This is a genomic window from Ectobacillus sp. OTK (genome assembly GCF_059698935.1).
Map to the genome: position 1 here is coordinate 1423368 of NZ_AP048547.1, position 17004 is coordinate 1440371.

Annotated in this window: 22 protein-coding genes and 1 pseudogene; 15 read left to right on the plus strand and 8 right to left on the minus strand. The window is 36.1% G+C overall.

The window, feature by feature from the left end; genetic code table 11:
* Positions 1-517 precede the first annotated feature (517 nt).
* The 3 genes from AC6HZ4_RS06930 to AC6HZ4_RS06940 all read left to right on the plus strand — a co-directional run bounded on the left by AC6HZ4_RS06930 (position 518) and on the right by AC6HZ4_RS06940 (position 2566).
* Positions 518-697 carry an HAD family hydrolase gene (locus AC6HZ4_RS06930; RefSeq protein ID WP_497494254.1) on the plus strand — a complete coding sequence of 60 codons (180 nt, stop codon included), beginning with the start codon at positions 518-520 and terminating at the stop codon, positions 695-697.
* A gap of 222 nt (positions 698-919) precedes the next feature.
* Positions 920-1585, plus strand: coding sequence for a GntR family transcriptional regulator (locus AC6HZ4_RS06935; protein ID WP_497494255.1), 666 nt, complete (start codon positions 920-922; stop codon positions 1583-1585).
* A 6-nt stretch (positions 1586-1591) separates the two neighbouring features.
* Positions 1592-2566, plus strand: a complete 975-nt coding sequence (locus AC6HZ4_RS06940; protein WP_497494256.1) for a DMT family transporter — start codon at positions 1592-1594, stop codon at positions 2564-2566.
* A gap of 426 nt (positions 2567-2992) precedes the next feature.
* Here AC6HZ4_RS06940 and AC6HZ4_RS06945 read toward each other — a convergent pair whose 3' ends face one another.
* The 3 genes and pseudogenes from AC6HZ4_RS06945 to AC6HZ4_RS06955 form a co-directional block, all read right to left on the minus strand.
* Positions 2993-3151, minus strand: a complete 159-nt coding sequence (locus tag AC6HZ4_RS06945) for a hypothetical protein (RefSeq protein ID WP_497494257.1) — start codon at positions 3149-3151, stop codon at positions 2993-2995.
* A gap of 64 nt (positions 3152-3215) precedes the next feature.
* Positions 3216-3344: pseudogene (locus AC6HZ4_RS06950) on the minus strand (IS6 family transposase); the annotation flags it as partial.
* A 235-nt stretch (positions 3345-3579) separates the two neighbouring features.
* Positions 3580-3708 (minus strand): GapA-binding peptide SR1P, encoded by a 129-nt coding sequence (locus AC6HZ4_RS06955; protein ID WP_497494258.1) that lies wholly within the window; start codon positions 3706-3708, stop codon positions 3580-3582.
* Positions 3709-4028: 320 nt separating this feature from the next.
* Between AC6HZ4_RS06955 and AC6HZ4_RS06960 the strand changes: the two genes are divergently transcribed.
* A complete protein-coding gene (locus AC6HZ4_RS06960; RefSeq protein ID WP_497494259.1) occupies positions 4029-4169 on the plus strand; it encodes a hypothetical protein in 141 nt (46 codons plus the stop codon).
* Positions 4170-4861: 692 nt separating this feature from the next.
* On the opposite strand, the gene AC6HZ4_RS06965 is transcribed toward AC6HZ4_RS06960, so the two are convergent.
* Positions 4862-5359, minus strand: a complete 498-nt coding sequence (locus tag AC6HZ4_RS06965; RefSeq protein ID WP_497494260.1) for a hypothetical protein — start codon at positions 5357-5359, stop codon at positions 4862-4864.
* Between the two features lie 103 nt (positions 5360-5462).
* The gene (locus tag AC6HZ4_RS06970) at positions 5463-6245 is read right to left on the minus strand and encodes a putative protein N(5)-glutamine methyltransferase (protein ID WP_497495626.1); all 783 of its coding nucleotides are present in this window, start codon (positions 6243-6245) and stop codon (positions 5463-5465) included.
* Between the two features lie 638 nt (positions 6246-6883).
* Here AC6HZ4_RS06970 and AC6HZ4_RS06975 point away from each other — a divergent pair.
* The 11 genes from AC6HZ4_RS06975 (at position 6884) to AC6HZ4_RS07025 (ending at position 14974) form a co-directional block, all read left to right on the plus strand.
* On the plus strand, positions 6884-7186 hold the full coding sequence (locus AC6HZ4_RS06975) for an antibiotic biosynthesis monooxygenase family protein (RefSeq protein WP_497494261.1): 303 nt from the start codon (positions 6884-6886) through the stop codon (positions 7184-7186).
* Positions 7187-7252: 66 nt separating this feature from the next.
* Positions 7253-7441 carry a hypothetical protein gene (locus AC6HZ4_RS06980; protein ID WP_497494262.1) on the plus strand — a complete coding sequence of 63 codons (189 nt, stop codon included), beginning with the start codon at positions 7253-7255 and terminating at the stop codon, positions 7439-7441.
* 199 nt (positions 7442-7640) lie between these two features.
* Positions 7641-8342 (plus strand): ABC transporter ATP-binding protein, encoded by a 702-nt coding sequence (locus AC6HZ4_RS06985; RefSeq protein WP_497494263.1) that lies wholly within the window; start codon positions 7641-7643, stop codon positions 8340-8342.
* Positions 8335-9534: an ABC transporter permease gene (locus AC6HZ4_RS06990; protein WP_497494264.1), complete on the plus strand. Its 1200-nt coding sequence runs from the start codon at positions 8335-8337 to the stop codon at positions 9532-9534. The genes AC6HZ4_RS06985 and AC6HZ4_RS06990 overlap by 8 nt, the downstream gene beginning before the upstream one ends.
* Before the next feature lie 918 nt (positions 9535-10452).
* Positions 10453-10869: a hypothetical protein gene (locus AC6HZ4_RS06995; protein WP_497494265.1), complete on the plus strand. Its 417-nt coding sequence runs from the start codon at positions 10453-10455 to the stop codon at positions 10867-10869.
* Positions 10870-10925: 56 nt separating this feature from the next.
* The gene (locus AC6HZ4_RS07000; protein WP_497494266.1) at positions 10926-11399 is read left to right on the plus strand and encodes a hypothetical protein; all 474 of its coding nucleotides are present in this window, start codon (positions 10926-10928) and stop codon (positions 11397-11399) included.
* Positions 11400-11544: 145 nt separating this feature from the next.
* Positions 11545-12279: a hypothetical protein gene (locus AC6HZ4_RS07005; RefSeq protein ID WP_497494267.1), complete on the plus strand. Its 735-nt coding sequence runs from the start codon at positions 11545-11547 to the stop codon at positions 12277-12279.
* Positions 12280-12340: 61 nt separating this feature from the next.
* Positions 12341-12631 carry a hypothetical protein gene (locus tag AC6HZ4_RS07010; protein ID WP_497494268.1) on the plus strand — a complete coding sequence of 97 codons (291 nt, stop codon included), beginning with the start codon at positions 12341-12343 and terminating at the stop codon, positions 12629-12631.
* A 163-nt stretch (positions 12632-12794) separates the two neighbouring features.
* Positions 12795-13415 (plus strand): hypothetical protein, encoded by a 621-nt coding sequence (locus AC6HZ4_RS07015; protein ID WP_497494269.1) that lies wholly within the window; start codon positions 12795-12797, stop codon positions 13413-13415.
* Between the two features lie 389 nt (positions 13416-13804).
* A complete protein-coding gene (locus AC6HZ4_RS07020; RefSeq protein ID WP_497494270.1) occupies positions 13805-14419 on the plus strand; it encodes a hypothetical protein in 615 nt (204 codons plus the stop codon).
* A 342-nt stretch (positions 14420-14761) separates the two neighbouring features.
* A complete protein-coding gene (locus tag AC6HZ4_RS07025) occupies positions 14762-14974 on the plus strand; it encodes a hypothetical protein (protein ID WP_497494271.1) in 213 nt (70 codons plus the stop codon).
* A gap of 383 nt (positions 14975-15357) precedes the next feature.
* Here AC6HZ4_RS07025 and AC6HZ4_RS07030 read toward each other — a convergent pair whose 3' ends face one another.
* The 3 genes from AC6HZ4_RS07030 to AC6HZ4_RS07040 form a co-directional block, all read right to left on the minus strand.
* On the minus strand, positions 15358-15660 hold the full coding sequence (locus AC6HZ4_RS07030; protein WP_497494272.1) for a hypothetical protein: 303 nt from the start codon (positions 15658-15660) through the stop codon (positions 15358-15360).
* 570 nt (positions 15661-16230) lie between these two features.
* On the minus strand, positions 16231-16392 hold the full coding sequence (locus tag AC6HZ4_RS07035) for a hypothetical protein (protein WP_497494273.1): 162 nt from the start codon (positions 16390-16392) through the stop codon (positions 16231-16233).
* Between the two features lie 98 nt (positions 16393-16490).
* Complete coding sequence (locus AC6HZ4_RS07040; protein WP_497495627.1) at positions 16491-16718, minus strand: tautomerase family protein; 228 nt, start codon at positions 16716-16718, stop codon at positions 16491-16493.
* Positions 16719-17004: the final 286 nt, after the last annotated feature.

A 17004-nucleotide genomic window follows, 5' to 3' on the forward strand; every position in this document is an offset into this window, starting at 1 on the left:
GCAACGCAGGTAAACATTTTCTATGAAAATGGTGTTTCCTCGTTTACACGAATATCCATAATATATAACCGTACAGCGGACATCTTGAAGGACCTGATCGCTTCTACATGTGGATGCTCTAGCGCCTCCCTTAAAAATAGGTTTTTTCATCCAGGAATGCGGCTGCATCATCATGCTTGTCCCGTATGCCGAATTTTTAAATTGGATTTATATAAATCCTTTTTTCTCTTTTTATTATTTTCATAGGAAACTAAACCCAAAAACTAAACCCAAAAACATAAATATTTTTAAGCGCTTTCATTTTTTTGTTCTAGAACGATGTATTTTTAGTTTATAATTAAAGCTACATAAACAAACAAAAAACTACATAAATTTTTTTAAGATATTTTAAAAATTTTAAAAGATGGTTCTAATGTGAAAATTTAGGAGACCTGGACATACTGTGCTATCAATCTAGAAAAAGGGTAGTGTTTGTTTATGCTCCTTTACAAGACGCTAAAACGTATCGAGCAAACAAATGGTCTTTAAAGACGATTGGAACGATTTAGAGCTGTTCTATGCATGCGGTTTTCCAATTGCTATGGGAAATGCCATACCTGAATTGAAGGGTGCTGCATATTTTATTACCGATGCCAATGATGAAGATGGTGCAGCTCAGGTATTAGAAAAGTTAATTTGTACTATTAGTAACAGTTAAAGGATTGGTATAGTTATTTTCGAGTTCGAGGACTATGTGAACAAGCAATACCATCCAGAACTTAGCTGGAGGGTATTTTTATAGGCTTCTAGATACATTGAATTCCGATAATGTGCGATTATGCCTACCTGACATGTATGGAGTATACGGCCTTCTTTCTTCCACGAGCAGGCTAGTTGAAAAATAATTGCACATAAAATCAATATGCGATATATTGGTTTTATGGAAAAAGACATTATAAAACCAATTAAACGTTTGTCGTTTAGAGATGAAGTATATCAAACTTTAAAAAAGTCCATTATCACCTTGGAATTGCATCCAGAAGAACGCTTAAGTGATAAAGAATTAGCGGAGAAGTTTGGAATTAGTCGCACTCCTGTTAGGGAGGCACTTAAACGACTTGAAGATGAAGGACTTGTAGAGTCGCTTCCAGGGTCATCTACTCGTGTAGCACCATTAAAATTAGAGGAGGCGAAACATGCTTTTACTGTTGTAGCAGTTTTACATGCTTTAGCTGCTCGACTTGCATGTCCTTTATTAAAGGACATGGATATTGAAAAATTAGAGTTTAGCAATGAGAATTTACAACTTTCAATTGAAAAAGGAGATGTTATTAAAGCGATTGAGGCAGATGAAAGTTTTCATAAGGTTTTCTTAGATGTGGCTGGGAACCCTGAAATAGTATCCGCTTTAAAAATTGGCCTACCTAAGATTCAACGATTAGAGATTTCGCAATTTACTTCTCTAAAAGGGTTAAATTCGGTTGAGCAGCATAATCAAATTATATCAGCCTGTAAAAGTCGGGAATATGAAACAGTTGTCCGTCTTGTAGAGAAAAACTGGCTAAGCCTTGGCGAACTACTAACACAGCAACTGGAGACGAGGTGAGGTCAGGTGCAACCAATTTTAATAGGTATATGTTCGGCCTTCTTTTTTGCTTTTACATTTGTTCTCAATGCATCTATGGAGTTGTCCGGTGGTAGTTGGATTTGGAGTGCTTCACTCCGATATATTTTTATGGTTCCATTTCTGTTGTGTATTGTAATGAGTAGAAAAAACTTACGCCCACTCTTAAATGAAATGAGAAAACAACCAGGAACATGGGGTTTATGGAGCTTTGTTGGGTTTGGATTATTCTATGCTCCCTTATGTTTTGCATCTGTCTATTCACCGGGTTGGCTTATTGCTGGAACATGGCAAATTACTATTATTTCAGGTGCTTTACTTGCACCGTTATTTTTTGAGACGATATACACAAAGAATGGCCCTTTGCAGATAAGGGGAAAAATTCCCTTTAAAGGCCTTACTATGTCGCTTATCATTCTGTTAGGTATTGTTTTAATGCAAATTGAACATGCAAAGAAACTTTCTTTAGAAAGTCTAATACTGGGAGTTGTTCCTGTTCTAATAGCATCATTTGCATATCCCTTAGGGAATCGTAAAATGATGGATGTTTGTGAAGGTAGATTAGATGCTTATCAACGGGTATTAGGGATGACACTGGCAAGTCTTCCATTTTGGTTTTTACTTTCGATATATGGTTATTTTACTGTTGGATTACCTAGCAAGGAGCAAAGTCTCCAGTCTTTATTAGTAGCACTTTGTTCGGGAACTATTGCAACCGTTCTATTTTTTAAAGCAACAGACATGGTGAGAGGAAGTATGCAAAAGTTAGCCTCTGTTGAAGCGACGCAATCAATGGAAGTGCTATTTGCATTAGCTGGGGAATTAATATTTTTGTCAATACCAATTCCTTCTCTATTATCTTGGTGCGGTATTTTCATCGTCATTCTTGGCATGATTTTGCATAGTTATGTTTCAAATAGAAAAGAAGAAAGTCATTTTAAGCACTCAGTGAATTTAAACTAAACGAAAGGGGCGGTGCTGGAGGAAGGCATTGCTCTTTCATTAACGGGGCTTAGTTGAACAAGAGACCTACAAAAAAACCACAAACGTGTCCTTTTTCTTTCGGGTGAATTATCAACGTTATTATTTAACATAGCCCCAACGTTTAACTTCCGCTTTTTGACGTCGAGATTCCTATCTAGGAGACATTCAAAAAGAACATGTAACTTTAATTACTTAGTAATTAAAGTTACATGTTTTAATAGCTCTAAATTTTTAGTCCTTATATATATTTAACTGCATATGTTCTTTTTCTTTTTGATGCATTATCAACGTTATTGTCTAATGGAACTGATTAAAAAATCGATACATATTAGACATGTGTATTATGTGACATCCTTACTCTCTGTGAGGCTAACCTCTTGTTACCTAAAGATAATAGTGAGTTCCCTATTCTTTGACTATACCTAACGACTTAGCTAGTCCAATATTTTCTGGTTGGAGATAAAAGTCTTCCGTTGTCCCTTTAACAGTTGCATGTAAAAATTCAGCAATAAAATTTAACTCTGTTTCTGTTAGTTCTCTTCCGTTCCAATATAATTTTCCCATATCAATCCGCCACTCCTTTATAAACCCAATTTTTTTGGTTCCTTATAAAGTTGCACTTATGGTGACCATATTGATGAACCCAACGCATAATCGTTGTGTGAGCCATTGATAAGCCACGTTCTTCCATCATCTCCATTATGTTACGAAAGCTCAAGTTGTACTGCAGGTACCATCTTACTGTTAACAAAATAATGTTGGGCTGATAATGTTTCTACTTAAATAAACTTTGCCTTTCCATACTAATCACACGCTTTTCAAGATTAATAGTATCAGTATGTCCAAGTTTCGTTAATTACGATTGTTTTGAGGTTTTTGCACCAGAATCCAAAAAACCCCCTCTTCTTTCTATCGTAAAGAGGAGGGAGAAGAATCAATTCTTTATTGACGAATTTGTTTTTCAACACTCTGGAACCCGCTTGTGCAAACCCCTATTTTTTAGCATTCTCTCTATTTTTTGGATTGCAGTGAGAACAGCAGTTTCCGTACAATACTGTTACCTTTTCATCTTCAAATTTTCCAATTGTTCCCTCACAAACTTGGCATATTATTGTACCCATTTCTATTCCCCTCCTAATTTTATAAATCATCTTAATTAAGTAACCGCTTTCTTTATATAACTACATTTTAATGTGTTATACTATATTAGTCAATCAGAAAAAAAGTATAATATATTTGTTTTTTTTAACTTATTATATGTTGTGTTTTATTTCATATGATACTTTCTTTGAGTCTTACAAACAGATAGTGGTTAATTAGTTGGATTTCTCGAGTAATTGGGGTCTGACTCCTTTATTTCTGGATGAGAGTTGTTAAATATGAACTCTCGCCCTGTTTTTTGCTTCTTAAATTACCTCCGTAATCAAAGGAGGATTTTTAAATGTACATAGTGTCCAATTACTTAAATAAATTCAAATATTATATTTATGAGGATTTGCGTGCAACAGGCTATCCGGAATGTGCTCTGGTGATGGTTATGCTAAACGTTTTAAAAGCATTGAGGAAGCTGAGGAATACATAAAGAAAGGGCATATATATCTTAAATATGATTCTCCTAATTTTACAATTGAAGAAGTTATAGTAAAGCCAGTAAAAAACTTTACTGTTGAACCAGAATGAATATAGGGGGAGCAGGTGATTTTACAGGTTAGTTTTTAATAATAGGAGGAAATGTAAAACATGATTGAATATAAAGATGGTAAAGAATATTGGAACGGACGTAAGTGTGAATGTACGAAAATATATTCTTTCGTACATTCATTTTCTTGTAGAATGAGAATCGGTGAAAAGGAGAACGAATTGTATTGCAAAACCGTACATTAAATGTTCCGCTACAAATTTTAGAATGGCAAACTGCCGTTCTTTTTTCTTAAAGTTAAACAGGAACTTCATCGTCGTTTTGGTTCTGCAACATCCATTGAATTGCATACTTCTTCAAGCGTAGATAATGCCCCAGAATGTAATAGCTGTTTGAATGCAAAATGGATTCGTAAATTTACTAACTAATGGGACATGGGTTTTCTCTCCCTGTCTATTATGTTCTCTTTCATTTATTGTACAGGACATAGCAGAAAGGATGCAAATACTAGAAAATGAGTCGCTTTATACATCTGCATCTTACTTCAAGTTCAAAGAAATCTATACATAAAAGGGTGCTGACGCATAGTCATCAACCCCAAAACGAGGAAATGGAGCACCATTAACCGGTTGTATTTATTCTCTCACTATTTCAATGCTACCAATATCCTTAATCATAAGAGTAAGTGTCTTAGGTTTGTCATAGGAAGTAACGGGGAAATGTGCTGCTACAATTGTGCGCCCATCCTTCATCTCAACTGAATACCCCTTAGATGCATATTCTTTGCCTTTGGAATCCTTCACTTTCATCCTCCCGCCAATAAATGTATTTTCATCTGAATACTCACCTTTTACAGAAATGGTAAGCTGCAAAGATGTTGGACTGAGAGAGGCTGTCACAACTTGGAGGCTATGTTCCGATCCCTTTGCATAGTATTGGATGGTATCTTCTTTTGTACTCTTACTATCACTAATTGGCAAACTCCACATTCCATTTATACTTTTTACGGCCCCATCTTTGTACAGAAAATGCACACTTTCTATCTCTATAACTGCCCCTCTCAAATGTGGCATTGCCCTCTCACGAGATTCTAGGATAAATTCATATTCTGCTTTTCCTTGATCTATGTTCAATACTGGGCTCTGTTCCTCCGATTCGGAGATGTGACTTAGGCCGCTCCCTTTCAGTGGCTTTGTATCTGAAACTCTTTCAACGAGGTACTTGTCCGCATTCATTCTAAAGGGACGGTCTGGTTCCGATTACGACAGTAGCGTCAAGTTCATCACAATTTGTCACCTGTGGGATTAATCCATTTTGAGCAAATATCTCAACGGTTTGTAATGTCTGTCGTTGGCTAGTCTCGACAAGTAGATGGCCGCCGGGCGCTAGCCAGAGTAGTGCTTCATTAGCCACCCTCCTCTGAATGTCCAGCCCATCCTCTCCACCGTCGAGTGCAACCCTTGCCTCATGTTTACGGGCTTCCTGAGGTAACAGCTTAATTGCCCCAGTAGGTACGTAGGGTACGTTTGCGACCAAGATTTGGACGCAACCACGTAGTTTAGTCGGAAGTGGACGGTAGAGATCACCTTCGTACACGTTACTATTTATCCAATTAATATTGCGCTGGGCACATCGCACTGCGGCGGGGTCTATGTCAACCGCATACAACTCGATCTGTTCCAGGATTGTAGCCAGTGCGGTACCCACCGCACCCGTACCACAGCATAAGTCAACTATGATAGCTCCTGGCATAGCAAATTGAGCTGCCTGTTGGACAAGAAACTCGGTACGGCGGCGGGGGATGAAAACACCTGGTTCTACCGCTATCCGAAGACCACAGAAATTTGCCCAACCGATGATGTGTTCTAAGGGAAGACCGGCTATTCGTCGTTCCAGCATATCGGCTAATATTTCTGGTGTTTGTGCCTCTGAGATAAGCAATAGCGCCTCATCCTCTGCAAAAACACAACCAGCAGTCCGAAGCTCGGTTATTATACGTTTTTCTGTTTCCGAATTTATATAAAAATCAAATTGTTTTCCTATTTATTTCACCATCCTTGATACCTTGTTAAGTTTATTATTAATAATTCTTTAAAAGTTGGAGAAATCCTATTTCAGCTGCTCTATATTTAAATAAGGAAGACCGTATACCGTATACAAGTCCAGTTAACATAATCGCTCATTCTCGAAAGTTAACAGTACTTTTATGATGTGAATACTTGTGTTTTTACTACGAGATACATAGGCTCGAAGTACAAAATGGCTAGGATTAATGCTTCATAAAATCCGACTTGTCCTATGTAATGTGAAATTTTATGTTCTACTTTTGTACTTCGACCGATAATTCCTGAAATAAGTGCTAGTATAATGCAAATATAAAGTGTTAGGAATCCTGAACCTAAAAAAGCAAAAGGTACCCTGATACTAAAAACGATATACGATATAACTAATATACATGCTAAAAATGAAAACCATTTATAAAACATGCTCCCCCCTTCTTTGAAAAAATATATAATTTTTTTATATGAAAAATACCAAATAAAGAGATTTATTTTTTATAAAAGTTCAAACTTTTTATGTATATCCTATACATCCAAATTTGTACAACACATCGCTTCTTCTGAATGGTACAATATGGATAAAGGGAGGAGTTTAAGATGATTTTAGAAGCAGTCATGTTACAAGTAAGAGCTGGTATGGAGACAGAGTATGAAGCAGTATTCAAACAAGCCTCCTCCATTATCTCTTCCATGAAAGGGTACATAAGTCATGAACTACAACGTTGTATGGAGCAAAAAGGAAAGTATTTGCTCCTTGTACAATGGGAGACTTTAGAAGATCACACGATAGGATTTCGGCAATCTGAACAATATCAAGAGTGGAGAGCATTGTTGCATCGCTTTTATGACCCGTTCCCAACAGTTGAACACTTTGAGAGTGTAGAGTTATCACAAAACTAACTCCCTCTCCAGGATGGGGAGGGGTTTGCTGTTTAATTATTATTCTTTGAAGGGATTGAATAGCTTTTGAATATCGGCTTAGGACTAATAGCAGTACCTTTTGCAATGATTTTTATTGTATTAAGTGTAATTTCACGAAAAAAGAAAGATAAACTTGTTGGTAATGTTTTGTTAGTAGCAGGAATGATTATTTTATCAGTGAGTGTTCTATTACTTACCGGAATCTATGACCCTTATGCTGACCACATTCGATAAATACTACTTGCAACAAACTTCCGAAAACGGATTTGAGGTGACCTGTTTTCTCGGCTTGATAGGTATGTGGCGGTACCACTAACATAAATTGATAGAATTTAAGTATATTAGAAAAAATATAATACCTTTACTAATTCGTAATAATGATATAATAGTAATATATGGAAATTTTATTCAAAATAAGCAGGAGGAAACGACTTTGCTTCAAGTAAATATACACTCGGCCGGTTACATAGAGGAGGAAAAGGTCATTCAAGACATTGTGTTTTCCGTGAACAGCGGAGAGCTTGTTGCCTTGATTGGTGCAAATGGTGCTGGAAAGAGTACAACGATTAAAGCTATTCTAGGATTATTGCCTTATATGGACGGAATGATCTCGATTCAAGAAGGAGGATACGCATATGTACCGGAACAGCCTACATATTATGACTATTTAACATTATGGGAGCATATGGAACTGCTTGCGGCAGCCAAATCATTCCATAAAGGATGGGAAGAGCAAGCCATAGAGCTGCTTCGCATTTTTCGAATTGAGGATAATAAACATCATTATTTGTCACAATTCTCCAAGGGAATGAAGCAGAAGGTTATGTTAATGCTTGCATTTTTAACGAAACCTGCCTTTTATATTGTGGATGAGCCATTTCTTGGGCTAGATCCGACAGCCATCCGTGATTTCTTGACATTGCTGGAAAAGGAACGAGCGCGCGGCGCAGGAGTTTTGTTGTGCACTCATGTATTGGACACGGCTGAAAGAATATGTGAGAGATTTTTGCTTGTTTCTAATGGAAAACTGCTTGCAAACGGAAGTTTAGCGGATATTCAGCAATTATGTGATATGCCGGGTGCAACATTGATGGATTGCTTCGATGCGATAGTAAGGCGGGATTATCATGTATAAACAGCTTTTTTATAAACGTTTGTTTTATGAATGGAGACAAAAATGGCAGACTGTTCGTTCGATCGTCGATTGGACAGTCGCCTTATATTTTGTTATTCCTGTCATTGTGTTTGCAAGCATGTATCATGCCTCCTTATGGAAAACACCACCGGAATGGATCCATTATGTAGCGCTTCCCACAGTTTTTACATTGCTGTTTTTCCTTACAACCTTTGGAAGTGTCCGCTCTTTTTTAGAACAAGGAGACAGCCTCTTTTTAATTCAATATCCGGACTTTCTACGTTCTATTATGAGGCGGGGGATGTGGTACACCTTTATTAAAGTCTGTTTGTTAAATGGAGCTTTGTTTATATATGGATTGCCCATTCTTCTGAAAGGATACAGTCTCACAGCTGTTCAAATTGTGGTTTTATTTGTGTTTCTAACTTTAATGAGTTATATTCAATTGTTCTTGAATCGGTATTGGGCAGTGCATATTCAGAAGAGATGGAAACAGCTATTGGTTCATTTGACCAGTCGAGGCATTGCAATGCTGGTGTTTACCACCGGGGTGTTTCTGTTAGTGAATTTACCTTATATGATTCTGCTGTATGGTTTTTTGCTTGGCAGTTTTCTTCTATATATAATTCGGAAAAAGCTGCAGTACCAGCGTTTTTTCTTTCAAGAAGCGGAACAGGAGCGGACAGAGGCGATGCGATGGACATCAACAGTAATGGTGAGAGCCGGTCATGTGCAGAAGCCTGTCCAAGCAAAGAGGCCGTGGCTGTTTCCGCGTTCCAAACGGCTCGGGAAATCTGACAGCAAGACATTCCGGATTGCTGAGGCGTTCACGAAGGATTACTTCCGGACAAATACGAACCTGCAATTTTATTTTCTGATAGCGAGCTATAGCTCGGCTGTTTTATATGTTGCTCCATGGTGGATGAGCTTAATTGTCATTTCTTTTGCATTATTTGCCCTCTTTCAGCAATTGGGTGAACAGTGGAAGACATTTGCAGATAAAATGTTTCTTCGTTTATATTGTCAAAAGGGCGAGCTGCTTTTGATAGCGGAAAAAGCAAGAGTACTTCTCTTTTTACCGGTCCTTCTCTTGTATGGTGTTGTGGGTGTAGGAGTGATAAACATCTGGTTGGGGATGGGACTTGCTCTTCTTATAATGGGGTTCGGCATTCGGTATGCTCTGCTTCCATAAAAAAAGAAAAGAGTCCCTGTAGGGGATTTTTTTGTAGGATCCTAGATACATTGAATTCCGATAACGTTAATTATGGTGCGACAAGATGTCGCTTTCATATAGTGTAGCTTACGCTACTAGTTTAGAAGCAAAGACTATCCCTGTCCGAAACTGCGTACCTGGTAACGGGTGCGTGGGTTGCATGAGGAAATGCGGAAACAGAGAGCCAGTGCACGGCTTAGAAAACTGCTAGGGGAAGATGAGTATGGTGAACGAAAGTGAAGGTTTGTAAGCTTCGTAAGCGTTAGCTCGAGATCGTGCATAGATTTACTCGGGTATTGGCAAGAGGAAAAGTAGATTCATAATGCTGCTGTGCTGCGTCCCACATCTTGTCCGGAGTAAAGAACCCACCTAACCTCGTCGTATCTATGGGATGCGAAACTTGGTAAGCCCTATGTCATCTAAGGTCAAACAATGTGACAGAGGGTAAAGGATACGAGAAAAAGCAAATGCCGTCATCTCGAAAGGGAACAGGAAAACAGGGAACTGAATAACTGGACGGATACTGTCGTCCCTACGGACAATCCCATGACAGGCCCGAAAGGGAGCCCACTTCTTGTTGGTCTCTCGCAGGAACATAAGGTTATGGTTATTTTCTGACGAAAGAAGCGTACTGCTATGTATACCTCCAAACGGAGCGTCGGCGTACGCTTAACTTATCCATCAGGATTGTGAAGAAGATACGATAACAAATGGACCTGCAATGGGAGGCTTGAGCCGCTGTATCTCGAAAGGGATTCGCACGGTTCTTAGGGGAGGAAGGGGCAGTGATGCCCCTAACTTACCCGACTCTACTTGACATGTATGGAATATACATCCATTTTTTATAACAAATCGCTTCTTCCGAATGATATAATCAAGAAAAAAGGTTGGATCTCTTTGAAAACTATAAAATATATTGCAGTCATTCTCCTTGTTGCTGCTTTCATAATGGCAGTTTGTAACCAAAGACTACAAGAGCGTGAACCACTCATTGAAAAAATCATTGTTGAAAACAAAGCAACTCAAAAGACATATACGTTTACTAGTGATAAGAACGTAGCTCTGTTCCAAACAGCAATTGATGAATCAAGTAGAAGAAATGTTGTAGAGAAATGGGATGATTCAAAAATAGTGTATAAAATTTCTTACGTATATAAAAATGGGGGAACTAAAAACTTCCTTGCTCAATTTGATATGGAAACACACGATGGGATCATTAAATTAGAAGGAGAAAAAAATAATTCTCTTTCTGAACTTCCAGATCGATGGGAAAGACCAATTCTAAAATTATTAAAACAAAAAGGCGTTATGTAGAAAGAACTCTCCCTCTCCAGAACGGGAGGGGTTTGCTGTAAAGGAAGTGGAGATAAATGTTATCGAGAAAAATAATTTCAGCATCAGTTTCTGGCACTTTTTTAACTATTATTTTAGGTTTAATTTTCCCCAATCTTTTTGGGGGTGAAAATATAGATTCCATACAAAGTTATTTATATTCTGTTATTTCAAGTATCCCATTCTATATGATATATAGCTTACCAACAATTTTAATTTATGGTATTTTAACGTCTATTATTAGTGATAAAATAGGAGAATTTATATCAATCAAGATGGAGGAAAAAAGGGCAGAAATAATTATTTCAGGAGCTTTGCATATCCTTTTCGGTTTAGTATTGCTCTGGGTTAGTCTTGCGGCATCTATATTATTTTTTATTATCGATAGAATATTGAGAAGTCATAATAAGAAGTATGAGTGGTTGGGAGCAATCAAAAGTTTGGCAATTCCTGTGTTGACATGGCTAATATGTATGGGAATTGTTTGGGGAAAGGATATGTTGTTGAACTAATTACCCTTTAGTTCAACAAATAAGATAATCTGACTTCCTATATCGCACATTATGTTGACTTGCCATGAATATGAGATACATGCAGGTGTTGTCCCAATAACTGATGAATCTTATGGTAATAGACGGACAAACGGAGGTGTGCTTTTTGAGGAAGAGCGTTTTATTTGCTGTTCTAGCGGTTCTGATGTTGAGTGTAGTTGCTTGCTCCAATCAAGATGAGAAGAAGTCAAGCAATTCTCCAGCCACGTCTAAAAGCGTTTCATCAAGTATGAAAAAGGATAATAAAAATGAAACGATAAGCGGAACAACAGCAGGCATGAAAACAGCATTTACAATGTCTTTCTATGCAGATTATACCAAAGCTGTGGCCTCTGTTTACACAATGTACCAAGAGGCGGATATTGTTTTAGTAGGGAAATTTGAGAAAGATAATAAATCTTTTGTAGACCATGGTACGATTGAAACTGAGTCACACATGAAAATAACTAAACTGCTAAAGGGAACTCTGACGGATTCAGAAATGGAAAATGGGATAGATATAGTGTATTACGGAGGTGAAATGACTCTGGATACTTATCTGAATAACGCCCCACCAGTACCCGATAAAGTTGATAGCAATGGTATTCTTCATAAACAAAAACAATATTCTAAACAAGAACGTGAATCTCAAAAGGTTGTTTATACACGTGGTGAATACCAAGCTAATAAAGATAAAGATAAAAACTCAGAAATCATGGTTTTCTTATCTCGTAACCCTGCTCCAAATAATTATTTTGTGATAGCAGATGCATTTGGATATAGAAAAATCAATAATAAAGGCGAGGTATTCAATCCTGATACAAATTCTTATGAAAAGGTAGATTTTTATTCAACGAACTAACAAGAATAAAATCCCAAGCAAGTTACATCTTAAAAGTATTACATAAATGGGATGTGACCTGATGAGAAAAACGCTTATTCTTTTGTCTATTTTACTTATTTTAGTTAGCTGCCAAAAAATTAGGGAAAATGATATTAAAAATTACGGAATTCCTGATAAACAGGAAGAGCTAATAAAGTTAGGAATTACTGCAGTTTCCTATGATAAAAAAGGTAATCTGCACTTTCATGTTGATAAAATCAATCCAGATACAAGAAGAAAGATAGAACAAAGATTGATTGAAATATTTGGACAAACAGTAGACTTTACATTACATGATGATTTAGGTAATGTCGATCCTAAACCAAAGTAAATACCGATAAGTATGATTATGTGAACACGAATACTCTCCAGATCACTTAGCTGGAGAGTATTTTTTGTATAATCCTAGATACATTGAATTCCGAGTTCAACTAAGGGGACAGAATAATTAAATAAGGTTTGGAAAGAATACACCCTAAAAAAGGTGCAAAAAAATGAAAAAAATAATCCTCCTTGCTGTCTTAGTTTTGTTAATTTCTAATGGAACTGATGAGAAAATATCTGCTCGTTCAATAAAATCAGCTGAAGATACATTAGAAGTCTTTGAGCACCAAGAATTATCAATAAAGCAAGCAATTGATTTAGCTTATCCTCCTGCTTTGGAATGGAATAAAAACGCTCAATTATTAGATGCAGTAAATATAGACTTAGATAAGCCTGGGAAGTCAATTGGGAGCAATGGTAAAAGGAAATATTGGAGTATCCAATTTGGGGTTCCAGAGACGAATAAAACATTTTTAGTCATTATCCATGAGGGAAAAATTGATCTAACAAAGGATACAACGGGGAAAGGTGATTCACCGTATCCCAAAAAAGAGTTTATAAAATTGGAGGATATTAAGTATGATTCACCTGAGTTACTTAAAAAGGCTCTAAAAATGGGCAGTATTTATCCAGGCAAAGATTGGGCAAAAGGTTTTAATTTTATGCTTAGAAAAGACACAGAGAAAAATATTACCCTAATGTTAGTGATAGGTTGGAATAGCGACCAGACAAAAATGAAAGCAGCTGGCTTTGATGTAAAAACAGGGGAATATATTCCACTGCAGATTTGAATTTGTTTTCTATTCGCCTTTGTTGAACTGGGTGCTTTAATTGAGCAAGAAACTAAAAATTTTCAACTTCCGCTTTCGAAGATTATGTTAATGCGAACCCCTCCAGATCATTCATTTGATATGCACCCCTTAAGATAGACATATAGAAAACCCCCGGGTAATCTATGTATGTATCTTGGGGGGCATATCAAACAACAAGAGGGGTTTACGGTTTTGATAGTCTCTTAAATACATTGAATTCCAATAATACGCGATTATGTTAACTGGACGTGAATAGAATATACATTTTTCCTTGTTCAACTAGAAGGACAGATTATTTAAAGAAACTAAGATATATTATAATAAGAATGTGAAAATTAAGGGATTATCGGTATGTAAAGGAGTATCATATGAAACCAAAAGAATTATTAAGCTTATATATAGAAAATTATTTAGTCGATGAGTTACAAAAATTAGGCTTTCGATATTCAAAAAGTGTACCTAAATTTTCTCGAATAAAAGGTGATTTTGAACTAACTTTTAGCTTTTCACGTAGCAAATGGAATTCAGAAGATGATTGTGAATTTTGGACAATATGGGCAGTTAAATCAAAGGCATACACTAAATGGTATAAAGAACAATGGGGTAGTAAGCCAGTAAGCAATACAATAGCAGGAGAAGCAGAATGGAATATCCCTGGATGGACAAGAGATGTCATTAAACACTTTCAACTTACTAATTCGAAAGATGATGAAGCAGAATTTAATGAATTTATAAATAATGTAATAAATGTTGGGATTCCCTATTATGAAAAGATTAGCAGTTGGAATATTGCAGCAGAACATACTTCTCAAGAAAGCACTGTTTTGTATCATAAAGTGTGCGATTTTTACCTGATTTCAGGACAAAGAGAAAAAGCAAAAGAAATTCTGGAACTTGGGATAAAAGAGATTCAGCAAAGAAAACACGACCAACTTCTGTTACTCCCCAAAATCCAAAAGAGGTTGGAGAAATATTTTAAATAAATAATTTTGTTTAACATGTGCTAATTTTGAATAAATCAAATATATTTACTTCCTCTAACAGAAATTATGTGAACAAGCAAAGCCCTCGGTCTAATGTGATATGCACCCCTTAAGATAGACATATAGAAAACTCCCGGGTAATCTATGTATGTATATCTTAAGGGGTGCATATCAAGCGATCCGGAAGGGATTTGTGTTCACATAATCTTCGAAAGCGGAAGTTAGTCAATCGCAATGTAGATGTCTATCTTTGACAGTCCTCTCAGTATCTGATATATTAATTAGTTCCGATAGACGAAAGGCAAAATTAACAATCATTAATTATAAAAGGGGGGTATTTAAATGGAATTTGATGTATCTGAATTAGTTGAAGCAAAACGTCAAATTGATTCAACTTTACACAAACTCAGAGAGACAGTAAAAACTTTTGAAGCTAAAGAAAATCCTGATAGATATAAATCTCAAATTACCTTAGCTAAAAGACGGATAGAAGCATTCGAAATTTCAGTATCTCTTATTGAAAGAGAAATAAATGACCTTGATAAAAAAAGCTAATTATCAGCTTTTTCTTTGGTTCAAACTATGATTATTTTAGAATTAAGTTTTACATCAGCCCCTAACCTCTTTCTAAAGCTACTAAATCAAAATAGATGAATTCTAAAGGAGTCCAATTGGGACCTCCTTTTCTTTAAATATTTTATACTCATATGTAACTAAACTGCCCGTAGTTAGTTGAACAAGGAACAGTGTATATCCTATACATGTCAGGTTTACATAACCCGTCATTATCGGAACTCAATGTATCTCAGATACTATAAGAATACCCTTCAGTCCTTGCGATCTGAAGGGTATTCTTGTTCACATAATCTTCGAAAGCGGAAGTTGATTAATTGGAAAAAGAGACAGAAAAGACAGTATGATAAGATTCTCTACTATCATCACCTTTTTAAAATGCTAAAGTTCTCCTTGCCTGTCAGAAGCCCAACCTTTTTTCCTCCTTTTGAATAGAAGATAAGGGCACCCATTTGGTCAACTTTTCGCCAACCAGCTAGTTGAAGTTGAAAACGATACAGTGTATTAATACCATTCCAACTGTATGTAATACCATCATCACGAGTTTTTTCAACTTCTGCAGTACGTGGAACTGGAAATTTGTCCAATGGAGATGATTTTAAACTCCATATATTCAGCCCAATCACTATTATAAAAGCTCCAATTATCCAAATAATTATTTTCTTCATTGTTAATCTCCTAATCCCTTCTAAATACAGCAAACCCCTCCCGTTTTGGAGAGGGGATGTTATTAGAATTCAAAATACAGTGACACCCATTGTAGGCAAAGGTATCTATCATTTATATAACGATCCTACACCATAAAACCAGACAAAAGCGGTAACAAGTGCTAATAATATTACACCTCCACCAACAATAAACCATTTGCTATAAATAAGTTGGTCTCTCTTTCTCATTGTTTTCATCCCTCTTTTCATAGAAATTTCTTCTTTTTCTAAGTTTTTAATACAGCAAACTGCTCCTCTTTTTTCTTTATTGTACCATCTGAAAGAAACGATTTGTTATAAAAATTGGATGTATATTCCATACATGTCAGGTAGACATAACATCACATTATCGGAATTCAATGTATCTAGGAGACTAGAAAAAAATCCCCTTCAGTTAAGCAATCTGAAGGGGATTCGTGTTCACATAATCAGGTTTATCGGAATTCAATGTATCTCATATATTATAAAAACTCCTTCAGAACACAAAGTCTGAAGGGGTTTCTTGTTCACATAAATGCAGCAAGACTCTTATTATTTTTCTTTCTTGTATTTGACAATCGAACCAGCAGTAAAAAAACATCCAAATCCTATAATTCTCATAATCATATGACCTATATTTCCCATATCATTGATGGTTAATGAAAATAAGAAAGCTCCAAATAAAATAAAGAGAATAGCAAAAAACCATCTCAAATTATTAAACCCTCCTTGTTGAGCTTTTATTCAAAAACAGCAAACCCCTCCCCGTTCTGGAGAGAGGATTATGCGTATTCAAAAAAACAAAAATTGCTTCATTCAACTCCTTGTGTACCATAGCCCTTACCGAATTTAATAGCATGTAGCTGTCCATCCGTAGCCCAATTCTCTCTGTCGTATTCATCAAAGATAATTGTGACCCATTCCTTTTTTACATTAAGTACCCTTACAGCTTCTGTTGTAATTGCTTCGACAAAAGCTTGTTTTTGCTCAATAGTGCGTCCCTTAGCTAACTTAATACTAATGTGTGGCACAGGAATCATTCCCCTTTTTTCTTTATTGTACCATTCAGAAGAAGCGATGTGTTGTACAAATTTGGATGTATAGGATATACATAAAAAGTTTGAACTTTTATAAAAAATAAATCTCTTTATTTGGTATTTTTCATATAAAAAAATTATATATTTTTTCAAAGGAGGGGGGAGCATGTTTTATAAACGGTTTTCATTTTTAGCATGTATATTAGTTATATCGTATATCGTTTTTAGTATCAGGGTACCTTTTGCTTTTTTAGGTTCAGGATTCCTAACACTTTATACTTGCATTATA